15 protein-coding genes are annotated in these 16171 nt (G+C 75.1%); 9 read left to right on the top strand and 6 right to left on the bottom strand.

Translation table 11 applies throughout. The features are described from left to right. Positions 1-241 precede the first annotated feature (241 nt). The 4 genes from ACH4PU_RS05625 to ACH4PU_RS05610 all read left to right on the top strand — a co-directional run bounded on the left by ACH4PU_RS05625 (position 242) and on the right by ACH4PU_RS05610 (position 4062). Positions 242-817, top strand: a complete 576-nt coding sequence (locus tag ACH4PU_RS05625) for a hypothetical protein (RefSeq protein ID WP_398266465.1) — start codon at positions 242-244, stop codon at positions 815-817. A 51-nt stretch (positions 818-868) separates the two neighbouring features. Next, positions 869-1528 carry a pentapeptide repeat-containing protein gene (locus ACH4PU_RS05620; RefSeq protein WP_398266462.1) on the top strand — a complete coding sequence of 220 codons (660 nt, stop codon included), beginning with the start codon at positions 869-871 and terminating at the stop codon, positions 1526-1528. 95 nt (positions 1529-1623) lie between these two features. Next, a complete protein-coding gene (locus ACH4PU_RS05615) occupies positions 1624-2679 on the top strand; it encodes a hypothetical protein (RefSeq protein WP_398266459.1) in 1056 nt (351 codons plus the stop codon). Positions 2680-3171: 492 nt separating this feature from the next. Beyond that, positions 3172-4062 (top strand): helix-turn-helix domain-containing protein, encoded by an 891-nt coding sequence (locus tag ACH4PU_RS05610; RefSeq protein WP_398266456.1) that lies wholly within the window; start codon positions 3172-3174, stop codon positions 4060-4062. Here ACH4PU_RS05610 and ACH4PU_RS05605 read toward each other — a convergent pair. After that, on the bottom strand, positions 4036-6186 hold the full coding sequence (locus ACH4PU_RS05605; RefSeq protein ID WP_398266453.1) for a hypothetical protein: 2151 nt from the start codon (positions 6184-6186) through the stop codon (positions 4036-4038). The two genes, ACH4PU_RS05610 and ACH4PU_RS05605, sit on opposite strands and share 27 nt — an antisense overlap. Before the next feature lie 414 nt (positions 6187-6600). Here ACH4PU_RS05605 and ACH4PU_RS05600 point away from each other — a divergent pair, with 414 nt between their 5' ends. Then, on the top strand, positions 6601-7458 hold the full coding sequence (locus ACH4PU_RS05600; RefSeq protein ID WP_398266450.1) for a DUF5995 family protein: 858 nt from the start codon (positions 6601-6603) through the stop codon (positions 7456-7458). A 216-nt stretch (positions 7459-7674) separates the two neighbouring features. Here the strand turns inward: ACH4PU_RS05600 and ACH4PU_RS05595 are convergent, their stop codons facing one another. Then, positions 7675-8214, bottom strand: a complete 540-nt coding sequence (locus ACH4PU_RS05595; protein ID WP_398266447.1) for a hypothetical protein — start codon at positions 8212-8214, stop codon at positions 7675-7677. A 301-nt stretch (positions 8215-8515) separates the two neighbouring features. Here ACH4PU_RS05595 and ACH4PU_RS05590 point away from each other — a divergent pair, with 301 nt between their 5' ends. Then, the gene (locus tag ACH4PU_RS05590) at positions 8516-9370 is read left to right on the top strand and encodes an arylamine N-acetyltransferase (RefSeq protein ID WP_398266444.1); all 855 of its coding nucleotides are present in this window, start codon (positions 8516-8518) and stop codon (positions 9368-9370) included. A 4-nt stretch (positions 9371-9374) separates the two neighbouring features. Here ACH4PU_RS05590 and ACH4PU_RS05585 read toward each other — a convergent pair whose 3' ends face one another. The 3 genes from ACH4PU_RS05585 to ACH4PU_RS05575 all read right to left on the bottom strand — a co-directional run bounded on the left by ACH4PU_RS05585 (position 9375) and on the right by ACH4PU_RS05575 (position 12349). Next, positions 9375-10154 carry an alpha/beta fold hydrolase gene (locus ACH4PU_RS05585; protein ID WP_398266441.1) on the bottom strand — a complete coding sequence of 260 codons (780 nt, stop codon included), beginning with the start codon at positions 10152-10154 and terminating at the stop codon, positions 9375-9377. A 124-nt stretch (positions 10155-10278) separates the two neighbouring features. Next, positions 10279-11538, bottom strand: coding sequence for a glutamate--cysteine ligase (locus tag ACH4PU_RS05580; RefSeq protein ID WP_398266438.1), 1260 nt, complete (start codon positions 11536-11538; stop codon positions 10279-10281). A 229-nt stretch (positions 11539-11767) separates the two neighbouring features. Next, a complete protein-coding gene (locus ACH4PU_RS05575) occupies positions 11768-12349 on the bottom strand; it encodes a universal stress protein (RefSeq protein WP_398266436.1) in 582 nt (193 codons plus the stop codon). A 239-nt stretch (positions 12350-12588) separates the two neighbouring features. Here ACH4PU_RS05575 and ACH4PU_RS05570 point away from each other — a divergent pair, with 239 nt between their 5' ends. Genes ACH4PU_RS05570 through ACH4PU_RS05560 form a run of 3 tightly spaced genes read left to right on the top strand, consistent with a single transcriptional unit; the run spans position 12589 to position 15298 of the window. After that, positions 12589-13239, top strand: coding sequence for a response regulator (locus ACH4PU_RS05570; protein WP_398266433.1), 651 nt, complete (start codon positions 12589-12591; stop codon positions 13237-13239). Beyond that, positions 13236-14798 carry an MFS transporter gene (locus ACH4PU_RS05565; protein WP_398266430.1) on the top strand — a complete coding sequence of 521 codons (1563 nt, stop codon included), beginning with the start codon at positions 13236-13238 and terminating at the stop codon, positions 14796-14798. Before ACH4PU_RS05570 ends, ACH4PU_RS05565 begins: the two co-directional genes overlap by 4 nt. Positions 14799-14833: 35 nt before the next feature. Further along, positions 14834-15298, top strand: a complete 465-nt coding sequence (locus ACH4PU_RS05560) for a hypothetical protein (RefSeq protein WP_398266427.1) — start codon at positions 14834-14836, stop codon at positions 15296-15298. Positions 15299-15591: 293 nt separating this feature from the next. On the opposite strand, the gene ACH4PU_RS05555 is transcribed toward ACH4PU_RS05560, so the two are convergent. After that, complete coding sequence (locus ACH4PU_RS05555; protein ID WP_398266424.1) at positions 15592-16122, bottom strand: Lrp/AsnC family transcriptional regulator; 531 nt, start codon at positions 16120-16122, stop codon at positions 15592-15594. Between the last annotated feature and the right edge of the window lie 49 nt (positions 16123-16171).

The following is a 16171-nucleotide window of genomic DNA, read 5'->3' as shown; positions in this document are numbered from 1 at the left end:
AGGGGGTCCGGGGCGCAGCCCTGGAGGAAACGGGAAGGGGCGGGACCGGGGCACCCTCCCGGCCGAACGCCCCGCCGGCCCCGGCAAGAATGGCCGACCGCGTCAAGAGAGCAGGTCAGAGCGGGTGCGGGCCGCAGCGGAAGCGCCCCGCCCCGTCCCGGCGAGCGGTTGCGGGGCCCCGCGCCGCGGCACACCGTGGGCCTCGTCCCCATGAGGGACGTTCCTGGAGGGAGTTGCCCGCATGCGCATCAGCAGAACGACCACCATCGCCCTAGCGGCCTGCTGCTCGCTGGTCCTGGCCGTCGCCGGGCCGGCCCTCGCGGCGGACCCGGCGCCGGAGCGCCCGGCGGCGGAGACGGTGGATACGGCGGAGAGGGCGGAAACGGTGCCCGCCTCGGACACCGCCGACCGGCTGACCACGGTCGGAAGCCTGGGCGACGTCCTCTCGCTGGGCGCCCGGATCGGCAAGGAGCTCCAGGCGGCCAAGCCGGACCTCGCCAAGCTGCGGGAGATGCAGCGGCAGCTCACGGAGCAGGCCGCGCGGCTGCGCGCCTCCGTCAAGGCGCATGTCCCACAGCCCCAGCCGGGTCAGCCGGGAACCGCCCAGCGGGACCTCGCCGCGGACATCCAGAAAGTGGTGGACCAGCTCATCAAGGATGTCAACCAGGCCCTGGTGGACCTGGCCGCGGCCAACGTCCTCGGCCTCGCCGCCGACGTGACCAAGATCCTCGGCGACCTCCAGCAGCTCCTCGGCGTCCTGCTGTCGGCACTCGGCGCACCCGCCGCCGCCCCCGCCACCGCGGCCCCCGCGTCCTAGACGGCCGGCGAGCACGCGGGCGGGCCGGCCGTACCGCGTAGGCTGCGGCGCATGCGCATCCCCGCCTCCCGAGAACTGACCGAACTGCCCTACGCCCACCGCCTGGAGCCGTTCACGGGCCCGATGGAACGGGGCGGCAGTTACGAGAGCGTCCACTTCGACGGCTCCGTCTTCGAGGAGGCGCAGGGCGGCAGCTCCCTCTTCAGCGAGGCGGCGTTCTCCTCGGCGGTCTTCGAGCGCGGCGGCTTCCGGCGCTCCCGGTTCGACGACGTGTGGCTGCACGCCGTCCGCGTGGTCGGCACCAACCTGGCGGACACCACCTGGCTGGACGCCGAGTTCACCGCCGGCGTCCTGGCCGGCACCGAGATGCACGGCGCCGAGCTGCGCCGCGTCGTCTTCCACCAGTGCAAGCTCGACTCGGTCAACCTGCGCGCGGCCACCCTGCGCGAAGTGGTGTTCGTCGACTGCCTGCTGCGGGACGTGGACTTCGGCGGGGCGACGCTGACCGACGTCCGCTTCCCCGGCTCCACCCTGGACCGCGCCCGCTTCGAACGGGCCCGACTGGCCCAGGTGGACCTGCGCGACGCCGTCGCCCTGGGCATCACCGCCGGGCTGGGCGACCTGGGCGGCGCGACGATCAGCACGCCGCAGCTCTTCGATCTGGCCCCGGCCCTGGCCCGGCACATCGGACTCACCGTGAAAGACGACTGATTCGGCCACCCCCCAACACACCCGGAGAAGGCGACGAACCCGGGCAACCCGCCCTCCGGCGGACCCCGCACACCGGCCTGCGCTACCGTCGCCCGGTGCGCAGACGACCGCTCGCCGCCGCCCTGCTCGCCGCCGCCGTTCTGCTGACGGCCTGCGAGTCGGGCTCCGACTCCGGGCCCGACGACCGTGGGAACCCCCGTTCCCCACGGTCCGCCGGTCCGCGCGAGGAGACCCGCCGCGACGGCGCCGAGCTCCTCCACCGCCCCGGCGGCCGGGCCAGCGCCCAGAACCCCGCCTTCTCGCCGGACGGCTCGTCCCTCCTCTTCACGGTCTTCCACGACGGCTACAACGCCGGCGCCGCCGCCCTGCGCACCCTCCCCCTCGGCGGCGCCCGGCGGCAGGCGGCCCCCCGGACGCTGCTGGACGAGTCCGACCGCGCCGCCGTCAACCTGCCGGGTACGAGCTGGAACCCGTCCGCCGGCGTCACCTTCGCCTCCGACCGCGCGGGCCGCGACGAGGTGTGGGTGCTGCGCCCCGGCGGCCGCCCCGAGCGGGTGACGGAACACGACGGCGACACCGGCTACCTGGAACCCAGCTTCTCCCCGGACGGCCGCTGGATCGCCTTTCAGGAGAGCAAGGAGAGCCAGAAGAGCACCGAGCGCGAGGACGGCTCCGGCGGCGACGGCTCCCTCTGGAAGGTCCGGCGCGACGGCACCGGACGCACCCGGCTCGTCGACGGACCGGGCACGCACACGGACAACCGGCAGCCCAACTGGTCACCCGCCGGCGACCGGCTGGTCTTCCAGCGCCGCCGGCAGGGCAGCGACGAGTGGCGCCTGTACGTCATGGACGCGGACGGCGGCGGGCTCCGCGAGCTGCCCGTCCAGGGGGACGGCGAGCACACCGACCCCAGCTGGTCGCCCGACGGGAAGTGGGTGGTGTTCTCCTCCACCGCCGGCGGGCTGGAGCTGCCGCAGATCTTCGCGGTCCCGGTGACGGGCGGCCGGCCGGTCCGCGTCACCCGCCACGACTCCTCGTACGACGGCGCCCCGAGCTGGTCGCCGGACGGGAAGTGGATCGCGTTCGAGTCCCATCCGGGCGGCGAGGACCGGCCGTCCGCCCTGTGGCGCGTCCCCGCGCCGCGCGGCTGAGCCGCGCCACCGCCTGGTGGGGCGGGCCCGGCCCGCCATCCCGTGCGCCGAGGCCCGCCGACGCCGGCGGGGCGGTCCCGTAAGACCCGGATCCTGAACGCGGGGATGGGGCTGGGCATGTCGACTCCTCCTGCAGGGAGCGGACCGGCCGGTGCCGGGCCGCGGGGCCGTTCCGGCGTACCGGCGGCACTCGCGCCGAGGCCGGGCGCGGTGCCGCCGGTACACCGGACCCGCGGCCCGGCACCGGACGAGCGGGGAGCACGGGACGTACCGGCGAGGCGGAACGTCCCGGCACAGCGGGCCGTACAGGTACAGCGGGCCGTACAGGTACAGCGGGACGTACGGGGAAAGCGGAACCAGCATCCCCCGCCGGCGCGCCGCGAGGGAGGGCAGGACTCGCCCTGGCAGCGGGGTTGGCACCGCGCCCGAGGCCAGGGAAAGTGGCCGGTTGCCGCCTCTTCCGCGACCCCGCCGCGTGCGCAGAATGCGGGAGTGGACGCCAAGATCGCCCTCCGGGACTTCCTCGTCTCCCGCCGCACCCGGCTGCACCCCGGCGACGTGGGCCTGCCCGCGCACGGCCCGCGCCGGGTGCCCGGCCTGCGCCGCGAGGAGGTGGCCGCTCTCGCCGCGGTGAGCGTCGACCACTACATCCGGCTGGAGCGCGGCAACGCGTCCCTGGTCTCCGACGCCGTGCTGCACGCCGTCGCCGACGCGCTGCGGCTCAGCCCCGGCGAGCGGCGGTACCTGCGCGACCTGGCGCGGCCGGAGCGCCACGAACCGGCGCCCGCCGGGCCGGCCCCCGCGGAGGGCCCCGAACCGCAGGCCGCGCCCCGGGTGCGGGCCAGCGTCCGCCGGCTGCTCGACACCCTGGACGGCAGCCCCGCCTACCTCGTCGGCCGCGACGGCGCCATCCTCGCCTGGAATCGGCTGGCGACCCGGGTGTTCGTCGACTTCGCCGAGTTCCCGGCGGAACGGCGGACCATCGGCTGGATCGTCTTCACCGACCCGCGGGCCCGGACGCTCTACCTCGACTGGGAGTCCAAGGCTCGCGAGACGGTGGCCTACCTGCGCTCGGTGACCGGCCGGTGGCCCTACGACCGGGACCTCGCCCGGCACGTCGCCGAACTCCGCGCCGCCAGCCCCGACTTCGACCGGATCTGGACCGAGCTGCCGGTCCTCGACACCACCCACGCCACCTGCCGGCTCCGCGGCCCGGCGGCCGGGACGACGCTGGAGCTCTCCTGGGAGACCTTCCAGCTCACCGACAACCCCGAGGAGATCATGGTGGCGTACACCGCGGCGGAGGGCTCGCCCACCGCCGCGGTGCTGCGCGAACTGGCCCGGGCAGACCGCCCGTCAGGCCATGGTGACGGTCAGCAGTGAGTACTGCGCCACCGTGAGCGCGACCGTGGCCGTCGTCCCGGACGTCGTCCAGGTCACCGGCTGCGGCGCGGGCGAGGCCGCGTCCGGGGAGCTCACCGCGGCGGCCGTCACCCGCTTGCCCTCCGGCACGGCGACGGTCACGGAGCAGGCCGCCGGTTTCACACCGAAGGCGGCCGGCTTGTCGTCGAAGCAGGTGAAGTTGACCAGTTGGACCACCGTGTCGTCACCGAGCCTGCTCAGCTCCAGGTGGACGCGCCGGTCGCCGCTGTACGTGACCGCCGGCGGGGCCGCCGCGAGCACCGGCGCCAGGAGCGGTCCGGGGTCGGCCTGCCCGGTGGCCGACAGGAACGTCCGGCCGGGCAGGTCCTTGACGTAGTGGCAGGTCCCGGCGCCGAAACGGTTCTCCCGAGTGGCCGGGAGCGGGTCCCGCTTCCGGAACCCCAGCACGTCGGCCAGGGCGAACTCGTCCCGCGCCGCGCCCAGTTCGGTGAGCGCGGTCGGCGCCGGACCGGTGATCACCGCCGTGCCGCCGGCCGCCACCCAGCCGCGCAGCACCTCCGCCTCGGCGTCCGAGACGGCCTGGAGGTTGGGCAGCATCAGCACTTTGAAGCGGGACAGGTCCGCCGCCGTCACCCCCTGGCTCGGCACGGTGTCGAACGGCACGTGCCCGTACACCAGGGCCTTGACCGTGCCCCGGAACTCGCCGAGCCACGGCATCGTGGCGCAGCTGTCCTCCGGGGTGCCCTCGCTCCACCACTCCTTGACCCCGGACGGCTTCTTGGCGTTGACGTACATGCCGGTGCCGACCGAGGGGCTGACGTAGTCCCGGGAGGCGGTGGAGTGGTAGACGCCCACCTCGGCGGCCGGGACGGCGTCGTAGAGCCGCTGCTGGTGCGCCGCCACGAACCCGTACATCCGGGTGCGCATCCTCGCGTCGGTGGTGGCGTTCTTGAACGGGCTCTTCACCTCGTACGGGTTGCAGCCGGCCGCCAGCAGCTCGGCCATCACCAGCGAGGCGTCGTCGGCCTTCCACCCGTATGAGAACGCCCAGGCCGGCTTGGCGCCGCTGGCCGCGCGGGCGTACTTGTACATGGAGATCAGACAGGTCCAGTCGGACGCGGTGGCGTGCCGCATGCCGTCGTAGTTGCCGAGGATGTCCACCTCCCAGGCGTGGCTGACGCCCTCGGCCTGCCGCAGGTACGCGCCGTCCAGGCCGATGGAGGTGGCGTACTGGTAGTCCATGCTCACCGTCTCGACGAAGGTGACCAGGTCCTTGTTGGCCGACTTGCCCGCGGCGGCGATGTCGAGCTGCCACTGGAGCAGGTTGCGGTGGCGCCACTCGACGAACCGGCGGAACGTGGTGTCCCCGAAGTCCGCCTTCTTCGGCAGCGGCAGCCCGGTGTCGGCCTTGAAGGCCGCCGCCGCCCAGGGCGAGGCGTCGCACCAGCTCGCCTTGCCGTCGAAGTAGATGGGCACGTCCGGCCAGATCGCGTCCAGGCCCGAGCCGGCCAGCGCCTTGACCCGCGTCAGGTAGTAGTCGCGCCACGGCGAGTTGGGACTGAGCCAGCAGCTCTCGTCGCCCGGGTCCACCCAGACGACGAGGCTGCCGTAGAAGACGTTCGGCTGCCCGTCCAGGGAGAGCTGCACCCACTCCTTGCCCCGGTCGTCCTTGTAGAACGAGCGGCCCTTCTCGCCGCCGACGCTGATCAGCTCCAGCGACGGGTAGTACATGACCACCCGGATCCCCGCGGCGTGGGCCTGCTCGGTGAACCGGCCGACCTGCTTGACGTGGAAGTCGAAGTCGGCCTGGGTCAGCCAGTTCGACAGGATGGTGTCCAGCTCGATCACGCTGACGTTCTGCGCCTTGAGGGCGTTGATCACGGGCTTCATGTCGCGGACGGGATCGGCGTCCTCGTCGAAGGTGCCGTCCGCGACCCGGGCGTACCGCGCCCACTCGGGGAACACGCCCTGGCGCACGGCCGGCGCGGCCCACGGCGCGGAGTCCACCCTCATCGGCGCGCCCGGCCCGGTCGCCGCCGACGCCGTCCCCGGCAGCGCGTGCGCCGCCGCCCAGGCCGCGCCCCCGGCGCCCAGCCCCGCCCGTAACAGTCCTCTACGGCTCATGCCCCGCATGCGATGCACGTTCCCCCCTGGTGTCTCGGGAATGGCCGGCCGGTCGGTCCGACGATGCGCACCGGTCCGACGGTGCGAAAGGGCCGCGGGCGCCGGATGGCACCCGGGCCCGTCGGCCGGTTCGGATGGTCAGGCAGTGCCCAGAGATTCTGTCGGGAAAGCGGCCGGGAGGAAGGCCCTTGCGAGAGGCGGGACGCCGGGAGGGAAGGTTTTCGGACGCGCGGCGGTGACGGGTGGGACGCCCGGGTATGCGGCGGCATGCGGAAAAAGTTCGGAGTCGCGCTGCCGGCGGTCCCCGACCGCCCCTGAGCGCCGGGACGTTCGCCTTCGTGCCGCAACGCCCGCCCCGCGCCGTCGTTGACACGGCGTGACGTCGACGTGGTCGTGGAACGGGGAGTGGTCGCGGTGACCGGATCCGGAACGGCGCGGCGGGCGGTCGTCCTCGCCGCCTCGCTGCTCCTCCTGCTCGGCCCGTCGGCCGCGGACCCCGCCGGGGCGGCCCCGGCCGGCGCCGTACCGCGCGCACTCCACTGCGCCGGGCCGCCGGCCGGCTGCGTGGACGAGGCGACCGGCGTGCTCCGCCGGCTCCGCGACGGCCTCGGCTGCGACCACCGGGCACCCTTCGCCGCCGTCTACACGCGGCTGGAGGAGTCGCTGGGGGCGGCCGTGCGCGCGGGCGCGTTCGAGGAACCCGCCTGGGCGGCCGGCAGCCTCAACACCGGCTTCCTCAACCGCTATCTGGCCGCCTACCACGCGGACCGGGCCGGCCGCCCGGTCCCGGCCGCCTGGCGCGCCGCCTTCGACGCCGCCCGCGCGGGCGACCTCAACGGCGGCCAGGACGTGCTGCTCGCCGCGAACGCCCACATCCAGCGCGACATGCCGTACGTCCTGGCCGCGCTCGGCCCGAGCGACGCGCGCGAACCGGACTACGAGCGCGTCCAGGCCGTCCTCGACCGTGCCTACCAGCCCGCCGTCGAGGACGTCGCCCGGCGCTACGACCCCCTCCTCGCCCTCGGCGACGCCCGCTGGAACCCGATCGCCCGGCCCACCGCGCACGAGCTGTTCCACCTGTGGCGCGCGACCGCCTGGGAGCACGCCCGCCGGCTGGCCGCCGCCGGAAGCCCCGCCGCCCGGCGGCGGGCCGAGGACGCGATCGAGTCGAACGCCGCGCGCTGGGCGGTGCTGCTGGGCGTCCCCGGCCTCCCGGGGTACCGGGCGGGGCGCGACGCCTACTGCCGGACGCACGGGGGCGGGAGACGGTAGCGGCGGGCCGTCAGCCGGGGGAGAGGTGCGGCCGAGCAGCGGCAGCAGGCGGTCCCAGTGGCGCCGCAGCCCGGAGGGGTCGAAGGCGTCGGCCCTGCCGTCCGACGTGGGAATCGTCAGCGCCGTGGTGGTCGGGGCGCGTCGTCGCTCCCCTGAGTCGTCGGTCACCGGGGCGGGGTGGGAAGCGCCCGGTGCGGGGCCCACCGGGGGTTCTGTTCACCGGTGCCCGTTTCCATTTCCGTGCCCGTCTCCGTTTCCGGCCCGTTCCGCGTCCGCCGCGCGGACGAGGGTGTCCGCCACCCCGGACGGCAGGTCCAGGTGGGCGCTCAGCCAGGCCGCGTCGCGACCGTGCCGGGCGAGGACCCAGGCCGCGCAGAGCCGGTTCTCGGCCATCGGGTCCGACGCCGGGAGGGCGGGGCGCAGGGCGGCGAGCGGGCAGCTCCGGCGGGTGGCGGCGTCGAACAGGGCGTCGCCCGGCACCGGGGAGCGGCGGCCGCGGCCCACGCGGTGGCCCACCCGGCGGCCGTGGCACAGGACGCCGGCCGTCACGGCGACCGCGGTGAGGGCGGCCCCGAGGGCGACCGTGGCCAGCGGCCAGTCGGCCACCGGCGTCAGCCGGAGGGCCAGCGCCTCCAGCACCACCAGGGCGGCGACGAAGAGCGCGGCCGTACCGTCGCGGAGGTGCGGGCGGGGGCCGCCCGAGGCGTGCCGTACGGCCTTGCCGGTGCCGACGACTGGTGTCCTGATCCTCGTCATGGACTCTCCTCCGTTCCTTGCCCTGACGCCCACGCTAGGCGGCGGCCCGCCCGCCGGGCCCCGGCCGGCCGGGGGAGAGGGCGGGGGATCCGTCCGTCCCCCGGCCGGAGGGCGTAGGCCGGTCCTAGGACCCGGGCCCTTCTGCCCGGGGCCGGGGTCCGGGCCGCCCTCCCCGTCCGACGGCGGATGATCTCGCGGGCCGCGGCGCGTAGGGTCGGACCCGGTCGTTGAAGAGGCGACTACCGCTATACGCACCGAGCACGTACGACAGCGGACCCCCACGGTCCGGAAGGGTGGAGTCATGACCTCGTCGAGGACCGGCCAGGAATGGCACGGCGACCTGCTGGACCTGGACGCCTATCTGGAGCGGACCGGGTACGCGGGCGAGCGCCGGCCCACCCGGGAGGCGCTGCGGGCGCTGCACCGGGCACACGTCACGTCGATCCCGTTCGAGAACTTCGACGTGATCCTCGGGGTCCCGATCCAGCTGGACGTGGAGTCGGTCCAGGAGAAGCTGGTGCGGCGGCGCCGCGGCGGTTACTGCTTCGAGCACGTCGTCCTGTTCGCCGCCGCGCTCGAAAGACTCGGCTTCCGCTTCACCGGTCTGCTGGGCCGGGTCACGCTCGGTGCGGGCAAGCTGCTCCCCGCCACCCACGCCCTGCTGGCCGTCGAGGCCGAGGACGACGGGCGGACGTGGCTCTGCGACGTCGGCTTCGGGTCCGGTCCCCTGGAGCCGATCGAGCTGGCCGACGGCGTGGAAGCGGACTTCGAGGGCCGGCGGTTCCGGGTGGAACGGCGCCCGGGGGAGCGGGGGATCGACGACTGGTGGCTGCACGAGCACCGCTCCGACGGCTGGCTCGACCGCCACACCTTCACCCTGGCCCCGCACCACACCATCGACTACGTCGTCGGCAACCACTACGTCTCCACCCACCCCCGCTCCCCGTTCGTCCGGCGCCCCTTCGCCCAGCGGTTCGCCGCCGACCGGCTGATCGTGCTCGACGCCGCCGCCGTGACCACCGTCCGCACGGACGGCTCCCGCACCGAGCGCAAGGTGGAGGCCGACGGGTTCGGGGCGTGCCTCGCCGAGGAGTTCGGCATCACCCTGCCCGCGGAGGACGTCGCGCGTCTCGCCGCCCGGCTCGACACGGCCTGACCCTTCAGGGCCCCGCGGTCAGGAAGTCGAGCACCAGCGGGCTCGTTTCCGCCCGGAACTCCTCGAAGTAGGCGTGGCGGCCGCCTCGGACGAGGTGCGTCCGGGCGTCCGGGATCCGGCCGGCGAGGAGGTGCGCGTTCTCGGTGGGGTTGAAGAGGTCGTCGGTGCCGTGGACGACGAGGGTGGGCGCGGTGACGCGCGGCAGGGCGTCCCAGGTGTCATGCCGCGCGCTGGCCAGGCGGTGCCGCCGCCGCGCGTGGCCCGGCATGGCCGGGTCCCCGAGAACGGCGTACGGGCCGGGGTGCGCGGCCCGCCAGCCGGGGGTGTACATCAGGTCCAGCAGCGTCCGTTCGACCGCCGCCGGGTCCGGATCGGCCAGGGCCGTGCGGACCGCCTCGCCGGCCGCCACGCCCCGGACGCCGGGGGACGTACAGCCCAGCACCAGCCGGCGCACCCGGTGCGGATGCCGGATCGCCACCCACTGCGCGACCCGGCCGCCCATCGACGTCCCGTAGACGTCCGCCCGCCCGATGCCCAGGTCGTCGAGGACCGCCGCGACGTCGTCGGCGAACTCCTCGGTGCTGTAAGGGCGTTCGGGCTTGTCGCTGTCGCCGGTGCCCCGGTGGTCGAGGGTGATGGTGCTGCGGGCCGGGTGGAAGTCGGAGCGGACGGCGTCCCACCAGTGGTGGGAGTTGGCCTGCCCGGCGAGCAGGACGAGGGGGGCTCCGGAGCCCCGCACCTGGTAGGCGATCCGGGTTCCGTCGGCGGTGATGGCGTGCGGCATGGGGACAGTCGATCATGCGCGGGCGGCGGCTCCGCGCCGGGGGCGGGGGTCCGGTCTCACGGACCGTCCGGTCTCACGAATCCTCCGGTCTCACGGACCGTCCGGTCTCACGGACCCGCTGGCCTCACGGACCGTCCGGAAGCGGACCCTTCGGAAGTGAACTCTCCGGAAGTGAACCTTCCGGAAGCGGATCCTCCGGCCCGGGGCCGGACGCGTCCGCGATCAGGTGATCGACGACGTCGGTGAGGCTGCGGCGGACCCGGTACGCGGCGCGCTGCCGGTCCGCGCCGTTGCCGTGGGCGCGCAGCCGCGCCCAGCCGGCGCGGATCGCCGCCATGTCGTCGCGGCGCAGCACGTCGGGGCGGAGGCCGGCCAGGAAGCGCTCCACGAGCGCAGTGGCGGGGACGAGCCGTCCGGTCTCCAAGTCGACGCCCGCACCGGAGAGTCCGTCGCGCGCCGCACGCCAGTACGCGGCGCGGAGGAGTTCGTCCGACGGCCGGAGCGGGGGCTTCCCGGCCTCGATGTCGGCCAGGGCCGTGGCGGCCGCCGCCCTGACGAGCGCCGCCAGCAGGACGGTGTCCGCGGCGGAGGACGCGGCGTCGGCGGCCCTGATCTCCAGCGTCGGCACGTGGTGCGAGGGCCTGATGTCCCAGTACAGGCCGGAGCGGTCCATGATCGCCCCGGTCGCGGCGAGCTCCGCGACGAGGTCCTCGAAGTGGGCCCGGGACGCGAGGTACGGCGGCGGGCCGGCGGCCGGCCAGCGGGCCCACGTCATCGTGCGCCAGCCCGCGTAACCGGTGTCGCGCCCTTGCCAGAAGGGGGAGTTGGCCGCCAGCGCGATCAGGACGGGCAGCCGGGCACGGAGGTGGTTGGACACGCGGAGGGCAAGGTCCGGGTCGGGGATGCCGAGGTGCACATGGCAGGCGCAGACGTTCTGTTCGTCGTCCAGGGCGCCGAACTCCGCGACGCTCCGCGCGTAACGCGCCCCGTCGCTGAACACCGTCGGCCCCGGCTGTGCCGCCACGGGCGTACCGCTGGAGACGACGGCCAGCCCGTGGCGCGCGGCCGCCCGGGCCACCGTGCTGCGCAGCGACCGGATCTCGTCGGCGAATCCGGCGAGGTCGCGGTGCGGTTCCGTGCGCACCTCGACCTGGTAGCGCGTGAGTTCGTGCGTGACCCGCCCGCCGAGCTCCGCGGCGGCCTCGGCCACCACCTTCTCCGCGTCCGGCCGCAGCCGCCGGGAGACCGGGTCGACGAGCAGGTACTCCTCCTCGGCCCCCAGGGTCAGGGATCCGGGGCCCCGGTCGGCGCGCGGCGCGCCCTCGGCGGAACCCGGCGCGCGGTGCTCTTCCGGAAGTGCCGCCCACCACCCTCTACTGGTCATGTAGTCATGATGTCACCCTTGGTGAGCGCGGGTTCCAGGAGTGAGCCAAGGTCGAACAGGCGCCGGCTCCGGCCGTCGGCGGTGGCCTCCCGGGTGCCATGGGGCGCCGGGAGGCGCCATCGGCGCCGTGGTGCCGCCGGAACACGGCTGGTTCTGGGCCATTCCGCTCCGCGACGGGGCGGCGGGGCGACGGGTGCACGGGCGGGACGCCGGACGCCCGGTGCCCCGCTCAGCGTTCCGCCGCCACGGGAGCCGGGCCCGTCGGCGCCTCGTCCGGCCCGCGGACCGGCGCGTCCATGTGCGGCCTGCCGTTCGGGACCGGTGCGGCGCGGCCGTCCGCCGGGGTCGGGTGGACGACGAGGACCGGGCAGCGGGCGTGCCGGAGGCAGTGCCGGCTGACCGAGCCGTGCAGGACGCGGTGGAGCGGGCCGTGTTCGCCGGTGCCGATGACGAGGAGGGCGCCGGGGTCGCGGGCCAGGGCCACGAGCGCGGGGCCGGGGGCGGCGCGCACCGTGCGCGGGCGGAGGACCGTGCCCGGCGGGGCCGGGCCGAACGCCGCCTCGCACGTCTCCCGCACCACCGTCGCCGCCGCGCGCTCCCAGTGCGCGCGCACGTCGGCCGGGGCGGGGCTGACCGCGTCGGCCGCCTCGCCGCCGGGCGGTGCCCAGGCGTACACCGGGCAGAGGACCGCGCCGTGCCGGGCCGCCTCCCGGGCGCCCTGCCGGAGGGCCGCCACGCTGCCCGCGGAACCGTCCACTCCGACGACGACCCGCTCGATCGCCCGTGTCTCCCGATCCGTCTCCGTGGCCATGCCGCTCGCTCCTTCCGCTCTTCCGTCGCTTCCCCTCCAGGCTGCGGGACGCCTCGCCCGCCCGGGATCCGTCGGACGGACGGCGGGGCGGGGGAGCCGGGGGTCCCCCGATCGGCGGCCGGCCGGCTGGAGCGGCCGACGGGCGGCACCCCGCTTATCGTGGACGAAAGGGGCAGTCCGGGCCTCGGAGGTGTGGCCCGGACGGCGGCGACCGCGAGCACGGAAGTGGTGGCGAGCCCATGGAGTCCGATTCCGGTACACAGGTGACGGTGGTGGTCGCCGACGACCACCCGGTCTACCGCGAGGGCATCACCCGCGGCCTCCGGCTCGACGGCCGGATCGACGTGGTCGCCGAGGTGGGCGACGGGCCCGCCGCCCTCGACGCCGTCCGCCGGCTGGAACCGCGGGTGGCGCTGATCGACTACCGGCTCCCCGGCCTGGACGGCCTCGCCGTGCTGCACGCCATCGTCCGCGACCGGCTGCCCACCCGCGCCCTCCTGCTGTCCGCGACCACCGACGGCGCGGTCGTCTACCGGGCGGTCCGGGAGGGCGCCGCGGGCTATCTCGCCAAGGACGCCAAGCGCTCCGAGATCGTGGACGCCGTCCTGAAGGTAGCCCGCGGCGGGCAGGTCGTCTCCGAGGACCTCTCCGGCGGCCTGGTCGACCAGATCCGGCTGCGCGCCGACCGCGACGAGACGGTCCTCTCCGACCGCGAACGGCAGGTGCTCAGGGGCTTCGCGGAGGGCAAGAGCATCCCGCAGCTCGCCGGCGAGCTCTACCTGGGGGCGAGCACCGTCAAGACGCACACCCAACGGCTCTACGAGAAGCTCGGGGTGTCCGACCGCGCCGCCGCCGTCGCCGAGGCGATGCGCCGGGGCCTCCTCGAATGACCGGCGACCACCCGCGCCGGGCCGCCGCCCCCGCGCCGGGCGAAAGGGCTCCCGCGACGGGCAAGAGGGCGGACCGCTGGGCGGTCCTCGCGGTGCTGTGCGCCAGCCTGCTGCTGGTGGCCATGGACGCCACCATCCTCAACGTCGCCCTGCCGTCGCTCGTCGACCATCTGCACCCCGGCCCCCTCGCGCAACTCTGGATCATCGACATCTACGGCCTGGTCCTCGGCGGGCTGCTGGTCACCAGCGGCGCGGTCGGCGACCGCTTCGGCCGCAAACGGCTGTTCCTGACCGGTTTCGTCCTCTTCGGCCTCGCCTCCGTGGTCGCCGCCACGGCGGACAGCTCCTGGCAGCTCATCCTCGGCCGCGTGCTGCTGGGCTTCGGCGGCGCCATGGTGATGCCGTCGACCCTGTCGCTGATCCGGGCGGTCTTCACCGACGACCACGAGCGGGCGCTCGCCATCGGCATCTGGGCGGCGGTGGCCGGCGCGGGCGCCTGCCTCGGGCCGCTCATCGGCGGGTTCCTCGTCGAACGGTACGGCTGGTCGGCGGCGTTCTGGGTGAACGTCCCCATCGTCGTCGTGACGGTGGCGGCGGGCCTGCGCCTGCTCCCCGAGTACCGCGCGCCCCAGCACGGGCCGCTCGACCGGCTCGGCGCCCTGCTCTCCGTCGCCGGCGTCGTGGCCCTCGCCTGGGGCGTCAAACACGTCGCCAAGGGCAGCCTCGCCCCGGCCGACATCGGGGTGCTCCTTCTGGGCGTGCTGCTGCTCGCCCTCTTCGCCCGGCGGCAGCTCGCCTCCCACGATCCGCTGCTGGACGTACGGCTGTTCCGGAACGGCCCCTTCCTGGCCGCCGCGCTGGCCACCCTGCTCGCCATGCTCGCGATCGGCGCCGCGCTGTTCCTGATCTCGCTGTGGCTCCAGTACGTCCACGGCTACTCGCCGTCGCAGGCCGGGCTGCGCACGCTGCCGTCGGCCGGGGCCATGCTCGCGGGCTCGCTCGCGTCGCCCTGGGTCATGCACCGCGCCGGCGTCCGCACGGTCCTCGCCGCCGGCCTCGGCGCGCTGGTCGCGGGCTTCCTGCTGCTCGCCCTGACCCCCGTGCCCAACGAGTACCCGGTCGTCGCCGGGGTCCTGGCCCTGCTCGGCCTCGGCGACGGGCTGGCGATGACCGCGGCGGCCGCCGTCCTGGTCTCCGCCGTGCCGCCGCACCGCGCCGGGCAGGCGGGCGCCGTCTCCGAGACCGCCTACGAACTCGGCGTCGGCCTGGGCGTGGCCCTCCTCGGCAGCATCCACGGCGCCGTCTTCACCGGGCACATGACCGGACTGCCGCTCCGCGGCGCCGACCTGGACGAGGCCCGCGGCTCGGTCGGCGGCGCCGCGGACGTCGCCCGGCGCACCGGCGGCGAGACCGGCCGGCGGATCCTGGACGCGGCGCACACCGCCTTCGACGACGCGCTGACCACGACCGCGTACGTGTCCGCCGGCATCGTGGCGGCCGTCACCGTCCTGACGGTGTGGCTGGTACCGCGCGGGTTCAAGGTCACGGGCGGGCACTGACCGGGGAAGTGGCGGAACGCCGGGGAGAGGGAGCCATGGAGATCACACTCGACTACGACACGCTGGGGACGCGGCTGCGCCGCATCGGCACCGCCGAGATCACCTACGCCAAGTGGACCGGCCACCCGAACCGCGTCGGCCCCTGGGAGCTCGACTACGACACCATGGGCACCCGCCTCCGCCACGTCGGCACCGCCGAGATCGCCTACACCAAGTGGACCGGCCGGCCCACCGCCGTCGGCACCTGGGAGCTGACCTACGACAAGCTCAACAGCAGGCTCCGGCGCATCGGCCCGTACACCCTCGACTACGACCAACTCGGCAGCCGGGTACGGACGGTGGGCCCCCTGGAAATCTCCTACGACAAGCTCGGCAGCCGGGCGCACGTGGTGCGGCTGGAGGACGCCGACGGGGACGCGCTCCCCGGCGATCTGCTGCTCGCCCTGTTCCTCGTCCTGTACTGGCGGACGCAGCAGGCGCAGCGCAGCGGCAACCGCTGACGTCCACACGGCGAGCCCACCGCACCGATGTGCGGGACATCCGATCACCTGCCGACCGGTCCGGTCGTCGGATAGGCCCTCAGGCCGGCGGCGCTTGCGGCCCGGCGGCTTGCCTCGCAGACCGGGGCAGGACACCTCCACCTACCGCGACCGGCCCGGGTTCCCCGAGCGCCGCACGTGCGAGCGCGTCGTCCGCAGCCGGTCGGCGCGGGCGGCCGCCCCCGCCGACCGTTCCGGAACGTGGCACACCCGGCGTGCCCGGCCACGGGCGACCGACACCGGCCGCCGCGGCGTCAGCAGACCGGCCGCGGCTCGGCCGGCAGCAGCGTCTTGCGCGGGACGGGCGACGACAGCACCACCGACGTCGTCGTCCGCCCGAACGCCGAGACGCGCTCCAGCACTTCCTCCAGATGCCCGGTGTCCACCACGGCGACCTTCAGCATCCAGCAGTCCTCGCCGACGACGTGATGCGCCTCCAGCACCTCCGGGCGGTCCGTGAGCACGGTGACCGCCGGGTGGCGCAGCGTGTAACCGGGGTACGGGTTCACGCGGACGAACGCCTGGACCCCGTACCCCAGCCGGGCCGGCGACACCTCGGCCGCGTATCCGGTGATCACCCCGCCGCCCTCCAGCCGGCGGACCCGCTCGGCGACCGCGGCCGGGCTCAGCCGCACCCGCCGGCCCAGTTCGCTGAGGGTGATCCGGCCCTCGGCCTGGAGCAGGCCGATCAGGCGCCGGTCGACCGCGTCGAAAGCCGCCGACGAATCCTTGGCCGCGCCGCGCGGATACCGAGGTTCTTTCGGCAGGACGGCCGGATCTCCCATGACTCCCCCTTCAGGAAACGGTCCGTCACGGTAACACTGGTCCGCGTCG

Origin of the sequence: Streptomyces sp. NPDC021100, assembly GCF_044333095.1 — a bacterium.
Classification (GTDB): Bacteria; Actinomycetota; Actinomycetes; order Streptomycetales; family Streptomycetaceae; genus Streptomyces.
Note: the sequence above shows the minus strand (reverse complement) of the source record. Positions and strands in the feature narration are given on the sequence as shown.